Source organism: Sphingobacteriaceae bacterium (assembly GCA_016715905.1).
In the GTDB taxonomy this organism is placed as follows: Bacteria; Bacteroidota; Bacteroidia; order B-17B0; family Aurantibacillaceae; genus Aurantibacillus.
Map to the genome: position 1 here is coordinate 1 of JADJXI010000004.1, position 17224 is coordinate 17224.

13 protein-coding genes are annotated in these 17224 nt (G+C 33.7%); 5 read left to right on the top strand and 8 right to left on the bottom strand.

Annotation, left to right across the window (positions count from 1 at the left end; all coding sequences use genetic code 11):
- Positions 1 to 28 precede the first annotated feature (28 nt).
- The 4 genes from IPM51_04290 (at position 29) to IPM51_04305 (ending at position 2524) form a co-directional block, all read left to right on the top strand.
- Positions 29 to 865, top strand: a complete 837-nt coding sequence (locus tag IPM51_04290; protein MBK9283520.1) for a DUF3575 domain-containing protein — start codon at positions 29 to 31, stop codon at positions 863 to 865.
- A gap of 10 nt (positions 866 to 875) precedes the next feature.
- Positions 876 to 1361: a YbhB/YbcL family Raf kinase inhibitor-like protein gene (locus IPM51_04295; GenBank protein ID MBK9283521.1), complete on the top strand. Its 486-nt coding sequence runs from the start codon at positions 876 to 878 to the stop codon at positions 1359 to 1361.
- Between the two features lie 138 nt (positions 1362 to 1499).
- Positions 1500 to 2261 carry an ATP-binding protein gene (locus IPM51_04300; protein ID MBK9283522.1) on the top strand — a complete coding sequence of 254 codons (762 nt, stop codon included), beginning with the start codon at positions 1500 to 1502 and terminating at the stop codon, positions 2259 to 2261.
- Positions 2262 to 2353: 92 nt separating this feature from the next.
- Positions 2354 to 2524: a hypothetical protein gene (locus IPM51_04305; GenBank protein MBK9283523.1), complete on the top strand. Its 171-nt coding sequence runs from the start codon at positions 2354 to 2356 to the stop codon at positions 2522 to 2524.
- Here IPM51_04305 and proC read toward each other — a convergent pair whose 3' ends face one another.
- From proC to IPM51_04330, 5 genes are all read right to left on the bottom strand, one after another.
- Entirely contained in the window at positions 2525 to 3316 is a 792-nt protein-coding gene (gene proC, locus IPM51_04310) for a pyrroline-5-carboxylate reductase (GenBank protein ID MBK9283524.1), read from the bottom strand. It abuts the gene before it with no gap.
- A 119-nt stretch (positions 3317 to 3435) separates the two neighbouring features.
- The gene (locus IPM51_04315) at positions 3436 to 3714 is read right to left on the bottom strand and encodes a hypothetical protein (GenBank protein MBK9283525.1); all 279 of its coding nucleotides are present in this window, start codon (positions 3712 to 3714) and stop codon (positions 3436 to 3438) included.
- An 89-nt stretch (positions 3715 to 3803) separates the two neighbouring features.
- Complete coding sequence (gene alaS, locus IPM51_04320) at positions 3804 to 6476, bottom strand: alanine--tRNA ligase (protein ID MBK9283526.1); 2673 nt, start codon at positions 6474 to 6476, stop codon at positions 3804 to 3806.
- A 95-nt stretch (positions 6477 to 6571) separates the two neighbouring features.
- Positions 6572 to 8347 carry a tetratricopeptide repeat protein gene (locus IPM51_04325; GenBank protein ID MBK9283527.1) on the bottom strand — a complete coding sequence of 592 codons (1776 nt, stop codon included), beginning with the start codon at positions 8345 to 8347 and terminating at the stop codon, positions 6572 to 6574.
- A 138-nt stretch (positions 8348 to 8485) separates the two neighbouring features.
- Positions 8486 to 11803, bottom strand: a complete 3318-nt coding sequence (locus IPM51_04330; protein ID MBK9283528.1) for a SpoIIE family protein phosphatase — start codon at positions 11801 to 11803, stop codon at positions 8486 to 8488.
- Positions 11804 to 11886: 83 nt separating this feature from the next.
- Between IPM51_04330 and IPM51_04335 the strand changes: the two genes are divergently transcribed.
- The gene (locus IPM51_04335) at positions 11887 to 13038 is read left to right on the top strand and encodes a T9SS type A sorting domain-containing protein (protein ID MBK9283529.1); all 1152 of its coding nucleotides are present in this window, start codon (positions 11887 to 11889) and stop codon (positions 13036 to 13038) included.
- Positions 13039 to 13050: 12 nt separating this feature from the next.
- On the opposite strand, the gene IPM51_04340 is transcribed toward IPM51_04335, so the two are convergent.
- From IPM51_04340 to IPM51_04350, 3 genes are read right to left on the bottom strand one after another with little or no spacing between them, the layout of a single operon-like run.
- Complete coding sequence (locus tag IPM51_04340) at positions 13051 to 14043, bottom strand: deoxyhypusine synthase family protein (protein ID MBK9283530.1); 993 nt, start codon at positions 14041 to 14043, stop codon at positions 13051 to 13053.
- A 45-nt stretch (positions 14044 to 14088) separates the two neighbouring features.
- Positions 14089 to 14820, bottom strand: coding sequence for a hypothetical protein (locus IPM51_04345; protein ID MBK9283531.1), 732 nt, complete (start codon positions 14818 to 14820; stop codon positions 14089 to 14091).
- Complete coding sequence (locus IPM51_04350; GenBank protein ID MBK9283532.1) at positions 14798 to 17221, bottom strand: MMPL family transporter; 2424 nt, start codon at positions 17219 to 17221, stop codon at positions 14798 to 14800. The genes IPM51_04345 and IPM51_04350 overlap by 23 nt, the downstream gene beginning before the upstream one ends.
- Between the last annotated feature and the right edge of the window lie 3 nt (positions 17222 to 17224).

Below are 17224 nucleotides of genomic sequence, written 5' to 3' on the forward strand. Positions count from 1 at the left end.
TTATTATCTTTATTTTGATTTAATTATTATGAAATTAAAACTTGTTTATTTTTCGTTTATTTTTTCAATTAGTTGTCAAATATTGGTTGGAAAGAATAAAGATGGGAGGCATTTTAAAAAAATAGTTGATAAAAATAATTCTACTTCGGTTTTATTTGGTGAAAGTGATGATAAAAAAGGTAGATCAACTTCGCGAAATGTGGTGAAGCTTAATTTAACTTCCACAATACTTACTAATCCAACAATCCAATACGAATTTGCTTTTCATAATAATATGTCAGCTGCCGTTGCCTTCTCGTACTTTACCCCTAAAAAAATACCCAATTTTTATTACCGCCAAAAATCTAACGAGCAAGGTTGGAAAAATGCCAGATTTGACGGTTGGTCAGTTACCGGAGAATATCGTTTTTATCCGGGTCAAAAAACGGAAAGACAAGCCCCAAATGGATTTTATTTTGCACCTTATTATCGCTATGCAAGTTATACTTTAAAAGCAGACTATGTTCAAACCAATGGAGGTGTAACGCGTGATTTTGGTATGAAAGGAACTTATTCAGGGTACACCATCGGTGGGATGATTGGCGCTCAATTTTTGCCAAGTAAAAATTTTTCAATTGATATCTGGATTTTAGGAATGGGCTTTGGCAAGTCTAAATTAAAATTAGAAGGCTGGGCAAAGGATGGACAGCCTATTTTACAAGATGCGCTTACAAATGATATCTTAGAACATCTTGATGATTTAGGTAAGTTCGGTAAAGGCAATGTAGAGCTTGATGTTAGCACGAGCGCTGCAACGCTTGAAATAACAAAATTACCTATGAGCAGCTATCGAATAATAGGTATTTGTTTGGGCTTCGCTTTTTAATTCATAGCTTATGAAATATTTGTTTATTGGAATTCTTTTTGCTTTTCTTCCTAAAAAACCTTTTACTGCCAAGAGCCTTGATTTTGCGGAAGGTCATAATATTCAGTCTAAATTTACTTGTGATGCCCAAAATATAAGTCCGGGTATTGTTTTTGAAAATATTCCGAAAAAAACAAAATTTTTCGCCATCATCATGGATGATACCGAATCGCCCAATGGTGAATTTGTGCATTGGGTTTTATTTAATATACCCAAATGTGATAAAATAGAAGAAAATACTGCGCCGGGTGTGACCGGAAAAAATAGTTTGGGCATCAATAAATATTTTGGTCCTTGCCCGCCTAACGGCATTCATACCTATCATTTTAAAGTTTATGCCGTGAAGGATTCATTAGCGATTAACAATAATGTAACAAAAACCGAATTACTCAAAGCCTTGAGTGGACAGGTATTAGCGGAATCACAATTTACAGGAAAATACATGCGCAAACAGTGAATAAATTTTATTCAAATGAGTTAGAAGTAATTATAGATTAACTCCTTATCTCCGCGATTCAACGATTCTTTTTTAATTAACTTAGTTTTTCTGGAAAATTTAGATTTTGAAATATTCAAACCCCGCGCTCAATATTCCTTGGAAGAGTTTTATGGAAATGAAGCACAACTGTTGCGCGTATATGGTTTTTTAAAAAATCCCTATAAATCTTTACTGGTTATTCACGGCGCATCGGGCAGTGGAGTTACCCATTTACTGAATGCTTGTGGAAAAGAAACGGAGAAACGAAATAAAAAAGCAATTTATCTCACGGCTGAATGGTTTACTGAAATAATTCGTTCTAAATCTAAAGAGGAGCAAAAAAAGGAGTTTTACGAGCAGTTGAGTAGTTTTGATTTAGTGTGTGTAGATAATATTCAGTTTTTTTATAGAAAGAAAAAGTCAATTACCTTGGATTTAATTGAATTAAGCAATTACCTATTAAAATCAGGAAAGAAAATTATTTTCGGTTGTAGTAAATTAGGTTATGATATTACTCGTTCCAAAAAAATAAATTGGCCGGGGGAATCTATACGTGTACAATTATCTCCTTTAGCCGGATTAACCGTGTTTAAATTATTAAAAAGATTATGTACACCTGAAGATAAAATTCCGGATAGTTTACTTTTTTTAATTTCGGGTTACAATGCCAGCATTGAACAGTACATTAATTGTTTAATATCCATACGTTTTAAAAGCCGGATCAATAATATAGATTTATTGAGCTTGACTATTGAGGAATTAGAAATAGAATTCAGGATAAAAAATTATTTCCCTCAACAGCAATTGAGAAAATCGTTTATGCAAAGCAGTTTGCATTTTATTTCGACAATTAAGCAATCAAAAAATTTAAAGACTTAGTTATTAACCTGTGTTTTGTTAATATTTAAGGGCTAACAAATTTAGAATTGGGATTCTGAGGTTGTAGTTTTAAGAAAATCAATCTTCAGACTATGCCAAAGAATAACAAACGTTCAGCTACTTCTAAAAAATCGTCAAAGAAAATGAAAGTAATAGCCGTTAATTCCAGGAAAGCCGGTAAATTTTTATCGCAGGCCGGTAATAATGTAGCAGTTGCCGGAGGATTGTTAGGTGTGCCGGTATATGAATTTTTGTATTGGTAATTAGCCTTTCATTTTTTTATAAGAAGCATTTATCCCCTTAATGATGGAACTGCTTAGTCCATCATGTTCCATTTGATTTAAACCGGTTATAGTAACACCCATAGGGGTTGTTACCTTATCAATTTCCTGTTCAGGATGTGTTCCATTGGTAATTAATAAATCGGCCGCACCTTTCACGGTTTGCGCGGCGATTAAACTGGCCGTTGCCGCATCAAAACCAATTTCAATACCAGCTTGAATATTTGCGCGAATGTAGCGCATGGCGAAAGCAGTACCACAAGCACCCAGTATTGTGGCAGCATCCATTAACTTTTCGTCAATTACAATTGTTTTGCCCAATGAATTAAATAATTTGTTTACCATTTTCAGCGCATTTTCATTTGAATCGGCCGATGAAATGCAGGTCATGCTTTGATTGATGGCCATGGCTGTATTAGGCATAGCCCTGAAAATTATCACTTTAGGTGGCAATAAATCTTGTAGTTCTTTAATTGAAACGCCTGATACCAATGAAATAATAATTTGCCCGGCCTTAATTTTCTTCGAAATTTCTTTTACAATTTCTTTACATTGAAAAGGTTTTACACACAGCAATACAATTCCGGCATCTTGTACTGCTTTTGCATTAGCACTGGTGATTTTTAAACCTTTATCTTTTAAGTAATTTAAATGATTTATTTTTCTGCGAGTAATAGTAATGTCTTTTCCGGCATACAATTTCGAATTTAATAAACCCTCGGCCAACGCTTTCCCTAAGTTACCTCCACCGATGATGCAGATTTTTGATTTCATGTAAGAATATTTTTGCGTAAAGATACTTGTTTTGAAAATAGGAATATTTATACTTATGAATAATCACAAAATAAAAAAGCCCTGTGATATACAGGGCTTTTATTTTAAGTATTGGTGAATTACTCTATTTTAATACAACCATCTTTGATAGTTATTTTAGCGCCGTTTTTTACTTTAACCCAACCGCAAGAAGTTTTTATTTCAACTTCTGATGCACTGGTTTGAATAGAGGCCGACCCTGACGTAGAAGCTGAAAATTCTACTTTTTGAGTGGAACCATTGGATTTAACTTCCATGGTGTATTTTTTTGAATCTTTGTTGTAATAGCTAACGGTGAATGCGCTTGCTATTGTTGAGCACATAATTAAAATAGCGGATAAAAGAGTTTTAAATTTCATAAGGTTGTTTTTTTTAGTTTTCTCAAATATAAACGATTTAAAATAAATATTAGATAAGTTTTATTAAATGTTGTACTAAATGCGAAAACCTACAACTCTGCCAGTTTTTCAGCTTTTTTTATGGCTTCATTTAAACCTTCTAACTTGCTCCCTCCGGCTTGCGCATAAAATGCTTGTCCACCACCGCCGCCATTTATTTCTTTAGCCAAATCTCTTACAATATTTCCTGCATTCAAATTTTTTTCTTTAACCAAGTTATCATTAATAATCACTGAAATACTTGGTTTTCCATTTACATCAGCGGCTAAAACACAAAATAAATTTGGAATTTCATTTTTTAATTCAAAAAGAATATTTTTTATTTCCTCAGCACTTTCAAATTTTATTTGTTCCGCTAAAAAATTTATTTCACCCTTTTTTTCAATTTTGGTTTTCAATTGATTTTTAACTGCATTTGCTTTTTCTTTCAAATAAACAGTTAGTTTTTTTTCAAGTTCAATTTTTTCTTCTGATAAAGCGCTTACACTTTTGATGAGGTCTTTCGGGTTTTTTAGTATGCTTTTCAACTGCTGAATAATTTCGTTTTGCTGATCAAAAAACTCTTCCGCTTTTTCTGAAGTTATGGCTTCAATTCTTCGAATTCCGGCAGCTACTGCTGATTCCGAAGTAATTTTAAAATAACCAATTTGTCCGGTTGAATTTACATGACAGCCTCCGCAAAGTTCAATGGAATAGTTTTTATCGATGGTAACCATGCGTACAATATCGCCATACTTTTCGCCAAATAAAGCCATTGCTCCTTTTTTCTTGGCCTCTTCAATTCCTAATAGTTCAATATTGGCTTTGTGATTTTCCCGTATTTTAGCATTCACCATTTTCTCAATTTGCGATAATTGTTCATCGCTAATTTTTGAAAAGTGCGAAAAGTCAAAACGTAGATAATCATCATTTACCAAACTTCCTTTTTGCTCAACATGCGTTCCTAAAATATTACGTAATGCTGCATGAAGTAAGTGTGTTGCGCTATGATTGTTTGTGGTTAATAATCTTTTTTCTGCATTTAATTTTGCCGTGAAGGAAGAGCTTATTTTTTCAGGTAATTGTTCGCAAATATGAATGATTACTCCGTTTTCCTTTTTAGTATCAATAATAGTAATTCGGTCGTTAATATTTTCTAAGGTTCCGCTGTCACCTATTTGTCCCCCACCTTCTGCATAAAAGGGAGTTTTATTTAAAACGAGGTGATATAGTTCTTTATTTTTTGTTTTTACTTTTCTGAATCGTAAAATAAAACTTTCGCATTCGTATTGTTCAAATCCTACAAAATCAGTTTCTTTTTCTTGTTTTTCGGTAAGGTGTTTATTTTCTCCTACAATTATCCAATCTTCGGTATCAACTGCTGTGGCGGCTCTTGATCTGTTTTTTTGTTCCTGTAAATATTTCTCAAATCCTTTTTCATCAATACTCAATCCATATCCTCTTGCTATCAATGAAGTTAAGTCAACCGGAAAACCAAAAGTGTCATACAAATCAAATACAATTTTTCCATCGATTATTTTTGTTCCGGCATTATTGGTTTCTATACAAACCTGATCTATCATTTTTAAACCTATTTCTAAGGTTTTATAAAATGAGGTTTCTTCTTCTTTAATTACTTTTTCAATTAATAGTTTCTGTGTATTTAATTCGGGAAAAGCTTCACCCATTTGATGTGCTAATACCGGAACGATGCGATATAAAAAAGGTTCTTTTAAACTTAAAGATTGATAACCGTATCTTACTGCTCTTCTTAAAATACGACGAATTACATATCCGGCACCTGTATTACCCGGTAATTGTCCGTCGCATATGCTGAAAGAGATTGTACGGATATGATCGGCAATCACCCGCATGGCTATATTTGCTATTTGATGATTTTTATGCAAATGTTCTTCTTTTGGATTGTATCGTTGTCCGCTTAATTCTTCAATTTTAGAAATTAAAGGCATAAATACATCGGTATCGTAATTACTTTGTTTTTTTTGTAAAATCCTTACTAATCTTTCAAATCCCATACCGGTATCCACATGTTGCATGGGTAATTTGATCAATGAGCCATTTGCTTTGCGTTCAAATTCCATGAAAACATTGTTCCAGATTTCAATTACCTGATCGTGATCTTTATTCACAAGCGTTGCACCATCAACCTTTTCACGTTCTTCATCCGGTCGGCCATCGTAATGAATTTCGGAACATGGACCACAAGGGCCCATATCACCCATTTCCCAAAAGTTATCTTTTTTGTTGCCATTTAAAATTCTTTCCGGACTAACAAATTGTTTCCAGGTATCATAAGCTTGTTGGTCAAACTCCAAACCTTCTTCGGCATTTCCTTCAAAAACGGTTACATACAAACGATCTTTATCTATTTTATAAACTTCAGTTAATAGTTCCCATGCCCAGGCTATGGCTTCTTTCTTAAAATAGTCGCCAAAACTCCAATTCCCCAACATTTCAAACATGGTATGATGGTAGGTATCAACGCCCACTTCCTCTAAATCGTTGTGTTTACCACTAACGCGTAAACATTTTTGAGTGTCGGCAATACGAGGATATTTAATGGGTGAATTCCCTAAGAAAATATCTTTAAAAGGAGCCATACCGCTATTATTAAACATGAGGGTAGGATCACCTTTCACTACCATAGGAGCACTGGGCACAATGTGATGTCCTTTGCTTCTGAAAAAATCTAAAAATGTTTGTCTGACTTGGTTTGCGTTCATAGTCTCGAAATGAGGAGACGAAGATACAAAATTATTGAGATTTACGAATTAGAGTTTGTAATTCCAAAAGGTGATAAGCGTGTTGAAAAAACTAATTATTTTACTTTATTAAGAAGTTTAAGTACCTGTTTTTCATCTGGTATTTGAGCCATTTGAATTTTACGCGCATAATGAATGGAATCCAGGATTTCCTTTTGTTTTTCATCCACTAAAGCTTTTTGACTTTCTACCTCTTCTTTTTGGCTTTCAATGATTGCTTTTTGCTTTTGGGTTACCTTAAAACGATTGAACATGAATAAGGCAAATATTATTACAATGGCAAGTCCGCCAAATAACGCAACTTGTTGATTTTTTTTGGCTTTTATTTCGGCACTTTGTTTGGCGAGTTCTGCGTTTTTAATTTCACTTTCTTTTGCGTGCGAAACAGAATCAGCGGCCGCTTGTTTTTCATATTCGTATTTAAGTTGGGATTTGATAGAAGCCTTTCTGATAGATTCATTCTCTAGGCTATCTTTCATTTGTATATATAATTCAAAATATTTTAGTGAAAGTTTATAATTTCCTTTTGTTTTATAAATTTCGCTTAATGCCTGGGCGGTTTTTTTGATATTTTTTGTATAGCCAAATTCAGAGGAGATTTGAAGACTATTATGAAAGAGTTGCAGTGCTTTTGAAGCTTTACCGATTTTAAGATATGCACTACCTATATTGTGCAATGTGGTAGCCGTATTAGCATTATCTCCTGATTGTTCGAATAATTTTAAGCTTTCTAAACCATAGCTTAAGGCCTTAGAGTAATCGCCCGAATCATGGTAAAAAGTTCCAATATTGTTAGTTGCCGCAGCCATGCCGGCAATATTACCGGTTTCTTTAAATAATTGAAGCGCAATTTTGTAATGAAAGAGTGCACTATCTAAATTATTCATATAATGAAAAATATCACCAATATTATTATGAGAATATGGTAGATCTCCTTTAAGTTTTAATTCTTCACGTATCAACAAACCTTTTCTATAATATTCCAATGCTTTTTCGTGATCGCCGTGTACGTGATAACATTGGCCTAACTGAGAAAGTGACATGGCTATTCCATTTTTATCACCTAATTTTTCTTTTATTTGTAATGATTTACTAGCGTATTCGATAGCTTCTTTAAGATTGCCGTTACGGCTATAAACGTATGAAATTGCGTTTAGTGCTTTGGAAATATAATTATTGTTATTACTCCTTTCGGCAAAACTCAGACATTTAATGTAATAATCTAATGCTTTTTTGATATTCCCTTTAGAAGAATAAATGTTGCCGATATTAATGTATGAACTAAGAGCACTAAGTGTGTCGCCTAATTGTTTATTTAAATTAAAACTTTCATTAAAGTAACTTAAAGCTTTATCAAAATCTTGTTTATTAAAATAAATTGCACCAATGTTATTTAGTATTGAAGATTGTGTTTTTTTATCATTCAATTGTTTTGTTATTTCAGTGCTTTGAAGAAAAAGCTCCAATGCCTTTTGAAAATCGCCTTGTAAGTAATACACTGTTCCGATGTTATTTATGCTGCTCGCATAGTAACTTTTATACTTCCTGCAAATTTTAGTCAGCGTTTGGCATTGTTTTAATTTTTGAATGCATAAATCTTTAGCGTTTTGCCATATTGCTCTTGCACTATCATTATTTTGTAAAGAAATTTCAGTTCCTAATTGTAAAAGTGTAGCAATCTTTATAGTGTCATTTTTTGTAATTTCTATAATTTTATATAAAGAATCAATTTTACGATTATGTTTAATTTGATTGTTTTGCGCATAATATGTTGAATGTTGAATTCCGAATACAACAAGACAAAAAATAAAATATTTTATTATACTTTTCAATTAAGTAATATTCGTTTTAAATTTTCCAAATTCACTCCAGTTACTGAAGTTGTTTGCATTAATTCTTTATGCTTAATAATATCAAACTATAATTAAAACTTAATTTACAAAAAAGCAACACTTATTCAATTTACTAAATTATATCCTTATTCCAATCAAACAAATATCATCTACTTGTTCTAAGTCGCCTTTCCAATCGTAAAAAGCCTTTTGCAAATTTTGTTTTTGCTCTTTTATAGATTTATCATTGTTCTGCAATAATAGATTTGCTAAAGTTTTATATTTAAACTTTTTCCCTTTCGGACCTCCAAATTGATCGGCAAAACCATCAGTAAATAAATAGATGCAATCTCCTTTTTCCAATTCAAATTTTTGATCAGCAAATGTTTTTTTAGCATATTCTTCCGAAGCGGTGATGGCTTGCTTAGTTCCTTTTAATTCAATTAAATTTCCGTTACGGATAATCCAACAAGGGTTATTAGCCCCAGCAAATAAGAGCGTATTGGTATTAAAATTAATTAAACAGAATGAAATATCCATTCCGTCTTTTATTGAATTTTCTTTATCGGTGGATTTTAAATTTTTAGGTAACTCTCGGTTTAAAAAATTAAGTGCATCTGCAGGGGTATTTATTTCGGGGTTATATGCCGTTTGGTTTAGCAAGGTATTATTAAGCATGCTCATAAATGCGCCGGGCACTCCATGTCCGGTACAATCAGCAGCAGCGATTGCGAGAATGTTTTTATTTAATTGTGTGTCTTGAACATGAATCATCCAATAAAAATCGCCACTAACGATATCTTTAGGAAGGAAAAAAATAAAACTTTCAGGTACTATGTTCAATAACTCTAGTTCAGGAAATAATATAGCTTGCTGTATTCTTTGGGCATATAATATGCTGTCTTTGATGTCCCGATGAGCTTCTTCAACTTTTAATTTTTCTTCGTTTAATTCTTCGGTACGCTCATCCACTTTTTGTTCGAGTATTTTTTTAGCAACAATTAATTTTTTCTCTCTGTATTTAATAAAACCGTAAAAAGAACTTATAATAGTGATTATACACAACGTGTAAAACCAGTTTGTTCTCCAAAAAGGTGGTGCGATATGGATAATCAATTCGGCTGGTTCTTCAGCCCAAGTGCCATTGCTGTTACCGGCTTTCACCAACAGACGATAAGTACCTGGATCAAGATTCGTAAATGTTACGGCGTGTACATTACCAATTTCAACCCAATCTTTATTAAAGCCTTCGAGTTTATAATTAAACTCGTTTAAGTTGGGGTCGGTGTAATCAGTCGCCACAAAAGAAACTGAGAAAAAGTAATCGCGGTAACTTAAATTAATTTCTTTTATAACTGAAACGTGTTGAGGTAGGGCAAAAGGTTTGTTTTGTACACTAAAATCTGTAAAGCAAATTGTTGGGGCAGCTTTTGTTTTTGTTAGTTCTGCCGGATTAAAATAATTTAAACCGTTTAATCCGCCAAACATTAAGCTTCCATTTGGAAGTTTGGATGTTGAATTGCTATAAAATTCTTTTCCTTGTAAACCGTCGGAAACATTATACAATGAAAAACTTTTTAGCTTAGGATTGAATTTACAAATGCCATTTAATGTTCCAAGCCAAAGATTTTCATCGAGGTCGATCAATAATCCTAACACGGCAGTTTTTAAATAAGGTATTTCCTCTGAATAATTTTCAAAAATTTCTGATTCAGGATTAAATTGGATTAAGCCTTCACTAGTGCCCAGCCAAAACATTCCTTTTTTATCAATTGCTATACTCGAAACTCCCAAGCCTAGGCCTTGTTTATTCACTATATTTAAAGGTTGACTAAAAATATTTCTTTTCGGGTTGTACTTGATTAATCCGTGAAATTGTGTTGCAATCCAAACATTTCCCTTTGAATCTTTTATCATTTGAAAAATTTTCAAATCATTATCACTAATATTTATCCCGGTAAATTTAACTTTTCTGAATTTTCCGGACTTTGGGTACAAAATAAATAAGCCGTTTTTAATCATGGAAACCCAAATATTTTGAGCATTGTCAACTAATATTTCATCCGGCGTATCTCCCTTTAGTGAATTGCTATCATTCGCTTGAATGTAATTCACGTAACGATTTTCTTTCTCTATATATTTGAATAAACCGCCTCCATTGGTGCCAATCCACAAGTTATCATCTTGGTCTTTTTTAATGTCGGTAACGGTTGAGTTTGTTGCCAGTTTTTTTCCGTTTTTTACGGGGTCGAATAATTCAAAAGTTCGGGTTTTCAGATTCATTTTAGAAATACCGGCAGCGGTACCCAATAAAACAGCTTCTTTATTTAATTGACAAATGGTGGTAATATGATTGCTATGCAGGGAATGAGGATTATCGGATTGATGTTTAAAGTGTCCTAATAATAGTGATCTGGTGTCAAAGTAATTCACGCCATTTCTCCAGGTTCCGGTAAACAATACTCCATATTTGTCAATAAAAATTTTCATAGCCGTATTATCACCTAATGAATTAGGGTCGTCGGGATTGTTTTTTAAGTTAATTCTATCTAGTGTTTTTTTATCGTATCGAGTAATTCCGTTTTCGGCCGTAGCAAACCAAATTTTACCATCTGGGTCTTCGTACATATCAAATACTAAACTTACTTTTTCAAGACCGGGGATTTGTGTTCCGATGCCAGTATTGTCTTCTATTTCTCCGGTTTTAACGTTTAGTCTGCAAATACCGGCTTGCCATAAACTAATCCACAAATAACCATCTTTGTCCATCATCATATCCCGTATACTTCCGGTATGTAATTGACCTTTTTCCTTACCTATGGTAATTTCTTTAATTTTACCTTGTTGTAAATCCAAACAAGTAATTCCCTTGTTAAAGTGTGATAACCATAAATGTCCTTCTTTGTCTAATTCAATTGATCTTATGCTGTTAGACATTAAACTCGCTTTATTTCCTTCTTCATGTCTATAGTGAGTGAATTGCATAGTATTCATATCCAACAAATCCAAACCGGCGGAAGTGGAGATGGCCATTTTGTTTTGATCAATCAATTTTAATTCCTTAATTACTTCACTCGATACGGAATTATCATTTATAGAATCAGGCATGAAGTAATTAATAGCGTAAGTTTTGAGGTCGATGCAAAACAATCCACCGGCAGAAAAACCAACCCATAATTTATCATTGGGTGTAGCTAAGAGACAGTTAACATGGAATGCCGCCTCATTAATTGAATCAATTTCGGGCACAAAAGAAGTAATTTTATATCCGTCCCACTTGGCTAATCCTCCGCTTGTTCCAAACCAGATGAAACCATTTCTATCTTGCGCAATGGCATTTACAGAAATATTAGGCAGCCCATTATCGGTAGTTATTTTTTTGAAGCGAGTGTATTGAGCTTTGAGAATTACGCTAAAAAACAATAGGGCATATATAAGAGAGCATCTTATTTTCATTAGTCTATCAAATTTTGTCAAAAAAATCGGATTGAACAAACCGGTTGGCTCATATTTACATTATAATTATTAATTTTACTCATATGAGGCATATTTATAAAATTATTTCAAGTCTGATTTTTTGGGGTCATATACTTTTGGCGCAACCTGCATCATTTTCTTTTCAGGTAAATGGCACTGTTCCTGCAGGATTTACAACTGCTTTAAATATTGCCGGGCAGAAATGGAGTGATTATTTACAAATAACTGTGCCAATAAAAGTAAATGTATTTACCGTTAATTCAGGTTTATTGCCGTTTTCGGCGATTACTATTTCTAATGGAGATAAAGATTTTTTGAATGCTCCGGTTTCTAATACGCTTTATCCATCTGCGCTTGCGAATCAATTAGCGGGTATTGAAACAAATTCCGGCGAGTATGATATGGATATTTATTTCAATTTGGCATCCGGATATTATTATGGTACCGGTAAACCTTCCATTTCCGAAAAAGACTTTATCAGTACTGCTATGCATGAAATAGGGCATGGCTTGGGTTTTTATAGTGATGGATATGTAACGAATGGAGGATTGGGATCTTTTGGTAATGTGCCACAATCAGTTATTTTTCCGTTAACACCTTCATTTCCTTGGAAGGGACAGGAGGGAGTTCCAACTATTTTTGATAAATATATTATTAAACAATCGGGTAGTTCTTTAGTGGGAATTGCAGCACAAAATTCGCAGGCACTTGGCGATAGTATAAAAAACAATGCGCATTATTTTAACGGACCCTTATTTGCCAATGCTTCGCATTCTAATACACCCATTCGTTTATCGGGAGGAGCTGGAACTTATACCATGGGCGTTGATTTGTTGCATATACACGATTCGTATGCTAACACGATTATGTCTTATTATTGGGGAAATGGAGATACGGTAAGAATACCGGGTCCATGGGAACTGGGCTTATTAAAAGAAATAGGTTGGAATTTAAAACCTATTGGCTTAGCGGAAAAAGAAATTTCGGAGTTGAATTATTTTTATCCTAATCCGGCTTCGGAGCAAATTAATTTTGCGGGTAAGGGGGCTGAACAGTTTTCAATTTATAATATGAAGGGTGAATTAGTGTTGAATGAAAATATGATTTTGGAAAGCGCAAAAGTTGATGTTTCAACTTTTCCGAAAGGCATGTATTTTGTAAGAGTAAACTTTAAGAATGGAAATTCCATTCAAAGAAAAGTACTGATACAGTAGAATTAATAAATTTTACCAACCCAAAATCCAGGCAAAAATCAAAGGTGCAACAATAGTAGCATCACTTTCAACAATAAATTTAGGTGTATTAATATCTAATTTTCCCCATGTAATTTTTTCATTGGGCACGGCGCCTGAATAAGAACCGTACGAAGTGGTAGAGTCAGATATTTGGCAAAAGTATGACCAAAACGGAATGTTTTCCATTTCCATGTCTTGATACAACATCGGGACAACACAAATAGGAAAATCGCCGGCTATGCCACCGCCAATTTGAAAAAAGCCAACGCCTTTACCCGAACTATTTTTCACGTACCAATCGGCAAGCCAGGCCATATATTCTATTCCGGATTTCATGGTGCTTGCTTTAATTTCGTTTTTGATTACATAAGAAGCGAAAATATTTCCCATGGTGCTATCTTCCCAACCCGGCACAATAATAGGTAAGTTTTTTTCTGCTGCAGCAAGCATCCAGCTATCTTTTGGATCGATTTCGTAATACTGTTTAAGTTCTCCGCTATTTAATATTTTATACATGAATTCGTGAGGAAAAAATCGTTCGCCTTTGGTGTCTGCATCTTTCCATACCTTATGAATGTGTTTTTGCAAGCGACGAAAAGCTTCTTCTTCCGGAATGCAAGTATCCGTAACGCGGTTGTAATGATTTTCCAGTAAATCCCATTCATCTTGTGGAGATAAATCTCTGTAATTAGGCACTCTTTTGTAATGGCTGTGAGCCACTAAATTCATAATATCTTCTTCCAGATTAGCGCCGGTACATGAAATGATATCTACTTTTCCTTGACGAATCATTTCGGCCAAAGATTTACCTAATTCAGCCGTGCTCATTGCTCCAGCCAGCGTAACCATCATTTTCCCACCTTCTGTTAGGTGAGTTTCATAACCGGTTGCAGCATCTACCAATGCAGCTGCATTAAAATGTTTATAATGATTAGCTATAAAGTTTGAAACCGGGCCTTTATTTGATACAGCTGAATTTTTCATAGATTTAAATTAAAGCGACAAAGATAAAAAATTAATGGGATATTATTAATTTTCAATTGTGCCGAGCGACTTTATTGCGGTTCTGTATTTTTTCTTTTTAATAAGGTAGTAATTAATATCATTTCTAAAATAACCGAGTGAAAAACGAATGCCAAACAAGTAATAAAATCCATCAATAACGGATATATTACTTTGCCGAAGGCCTACCGAAGTAACCACGCCAAGCCAACTGAGCGGTTTCCCTATAAATGAAAAACCGGCTGTTGCAATATAAGCTCTGGCCTGGACATTTTTAATATTCACCAGGTTTTTATCGATATTACGTTCTTTATACATTCCTGTGCCTAATTCAAACGGAAATTGAAACTCAAAATACCTTTTATTGATAAGTACATATTGATAATAGAAAGTTGCGTATTGTATGTTAATATATTCCTTCGTTTCTATTCCATCAACAAAATTACGGTAACCGGCACGTGTTTTTGGTGTAGAAAAATAATAGCCTAATGCAAAAACATGTTTTTCGTTTATTAGCACTCCCAGTTGTGGTCCGAAAAAATTTACGATATGCGGATTTCCTAAAGAATTACGTTCAGAGTATTTTAAATGTAACCTGAATTTTCGAAATCTGTAAATGTAGTTAGAGTCAGATTCGAGTTTTGTTTTTAAGGAATCTATAATTTTTAGCCTCGCTTCGTTTTGGGAAAAACAAATTCCGTTAAGCAGGATAATAAAAAATATTAAAATCGGATAACTACGATATGGTATCCTGTTCATCATCCTTTTCTTCCACCATAGATTCGGTATCCACAATTATACCTTCGCTATTGATGAATTTTTTGTCGGTTAATCTTTTTTCCAAAGAAAGTAAAAAGGCCGGAAGAAGAACAAGGTTTGCGCAATAAGCAACAATTAATGTAAAAGAAATTAGTAGGCCCAGGGCTTGTGTTCCGCCAAAACCTGACAAAGCAAACATGCCAAATCCAAAAAATAAAACAATTGCCGTGTATACCATACTAATGCCGGTTTCGCTGATGGTAAGTCTTACGGCTTCGCCAATGCTTAATTTATTTTTCTTTATTTCATGCCGGTATTTGGTTAAAAAGTATAATGTACCGTCGCTGCTTATACCAAACGCTATACTGAAAACCAAAATGGTACTTGGTTTTAAATAAATATTTAAATACCCCATTAACCCGGCAGTAATTATTAGGGCCACTAAACTAGGTATGGTAGCAATGATAATCATTCGTAGACTAGTAAATAATGTGACCATAAAAGCTGCGATTAAAATGATGGCCAGGCCTACACTTTGAATTAAGTTGTTTACTAAAAACTCATTTCCTTTAAGAAACACAATGCAAAAACCGGTTAAGCTAACATGATACTGATTTTCTTTCGCTTCCCATTCCTTTTCATCTTCGTTGTAATTGAAAACGGTATCTAACCTGGGTTTTAAATTTTCTGATATTTCTTTTACACGGGTTGAGCCGCAATCCGCTATTTGCACACTAATTCGAGTGTAACGCTGAGAGCTATCTAAAAAGGAGGAAAGCTGGTTCTTTTTTTCTTTTTCTTCTTTGATATATTCCGCAATAGTTTTTAATTCGGTGATGGAGGGTAATTTGTAAAATTTAGGTTCTCCGCCTTTGTAACTTTGATAGAGGAATTTAGCACCTTCGGCTATCGAAACCGGCCTCGAAAATTCATCGTATTGAGAAATTAATTTTTGAGCTCTATGGATTTTGTACAAACATCTGGCATTATCACTAAATACGCCTTTATCTTTTTTGGTATCAATTAAAATTTCAAAAGGTAAAACTCCGCCAAATTTGTTTTCAAAATATTTTAGATCCTGAATTAAAATATCTGTTTTAGGTATGTCATCTACAACATATCCAAATGCTTTTATTTTTAACAGGCCTACTATGCTTAAAATGCTTATGATTGTTACTGTAACATAAATTGATTTGCGGTGATATTTTGTAATGTAGGCCACTTTATCTAATACCAGCGTTAATCTTTCGCCGTCGAGGTGACGCAAATGTTTGGCATTTGGTGGAGACAGATAACTGAAAATAGCCGGAACTAATACCACTGAATAAATAAATGTGGCCATTACATTAATGGCTGCCACCATACCAAATTCATACAAAACACGATTTTGAATAGTGCAAAAAACGGCGAATCCAATGGAGGTAGTGATATTAGCGAAAAATAAAGAGGCGCTTGCTCTTTGAATAGCTAAATGTAGCGCTTTAGCCTGGGTTTTTCCCAAGGCGATTTCTGTGTGGTATTTATTAAGAACCAAAATACAGTTTGGCACTCCTATCACAATAATTAATGGCGGAATTAATCCGGATAAAACGGATAGTTTATATCCGAACAATACGATGGTACCCATTGCGGTTACAACGCCCACCATGATGATGATTAAAGAAAAGACTACAGGAAATGCAGACCGGAAAAAGATAAATAATAAAATGGCTGTAACCACCAAAGCTGCAATCAAAAAGAAAACCATTTCATTTCTGATTTTACGCATTACTGTGGTTCTGATAAATGGTAAACCTGAAGAATGGGTGTCAACTTCAGTAGATTCGTTGAAAGAATTTATTTGTTTTTTAATGTCATCAACTATATCGATTCTGTTCTTGGTGTTTAATATTTTTTCATTGAAAGTAATCGCCATTAACGATGAGTTTGTTTTTTGATTATATACAATGCCATCGTAAAAAGGTAATTCTTTTACGTTTCTTAAATAAGCATCTAACTCTTTCTGATTTTTGGGTTGATTTCCTGAAAGCGGAATAAATTCAAATTTGCCCAGAGAATCGTTTAATAATAAATCGTTGATACGAGCAATAGAAACAACCGTTTTAATCCCATTCAATGCCTTTATATCATTTCCTAATTTAGCCCAGGCATTATAATTAGAAAGCGATTTTAATTTTTCACTTTCAACTCCAACAACTAGTATGGTACCGTCTAATCCAAATTTCTTTTTAAAGAATTCATATTCTATACTTGTTGTGTCGTCATCGGGTAAAAGTTTAGCAAAGTGATAATCTTGCTCAATTTTAGTAGCGAAATAGCCCATAAAAATTGTAATCAATCCAATTGTAATGATTAACGGCAATCTTTGCTTAAGAATAAAATAAGCTATTCGTTTTAACATAAA

Bases quoted from the DNA above. Each gene is read 5' to 3' on its own strand.
- alaS (MBK9283526.1), bottom strand. From the start codon at position 6,476: ATGAACGCAAACCAAGTCAGACAAACATTTTTAGATTTTTTCAGAAGC.
- IPM51_04330 (MBK9283528.1), bottom strand. From the start codon at position 11,803: ATGAAAATAAGATGCTCTCTTATATATGCCCTATTGTTTTTTAGCGTA.
- IPM51_04290 (MBK9283520.1), top strand. From the start codon at position 29: ATGAAATTAAAACTTGTTTATTTTTCGTTTATTTTTTCAATTAGTTGT.
- proC (MBK9283524.1), bottom strand. From the start codon at position 3,316: ATGAAATCAAAAATCTGCATCATCGGTGGAGGTAACTTAGGGAAAGCG.
- IPM51_04295 (MBK9283521.1), top strand. From the start codon at position 876: ATGAAATATTTGTTTATTGGAATTCTTTTTGCTTTTCTTCCTAAAAAA.
- IPM51_04350 (MBK9283532.1), bottom strand. From the start codon at position 17,221: ATGTTAAAACGAATAGCTTATTTTATTCTTAAGCAAAGATTGCCGTTA.
- IPM51_04345 (MBK9283531.1), bottom strand. From the start codon at position 14,820: ATGAACAGGATACCATATCGTAGTTATCCGATTTTAATATTTTTTATT.
- IPM51_04335 (MBK9283529.1), top strand. From the start codon at position 11,887: ATGAGGCATATTTATAAAATTATTTCAAGTCTGATTTTTTGGGGTCAT.
- IPM51_04340 (MBK9283530.1), bottom strand. From the start codon at position 14,043: ATGAAAAATTCAGCTGTATCAAATAAAGGCCCGGTTTCAAACTTTATA.
- IPM51_04315 (MBK9283525.1), bottom strand. From the start codon at position 3,714: ATGAAATTTAAAACTCTTTTATCCGCTATTTTAATTATGTGCTCAACA.
- IPM51_04305 (MBK9283523.1), top strand. From the start codon at position 2,354: ATGCCAAAGAATAACAAACGTTCAGCTACTTCTAAAAAATCGTCAAAG.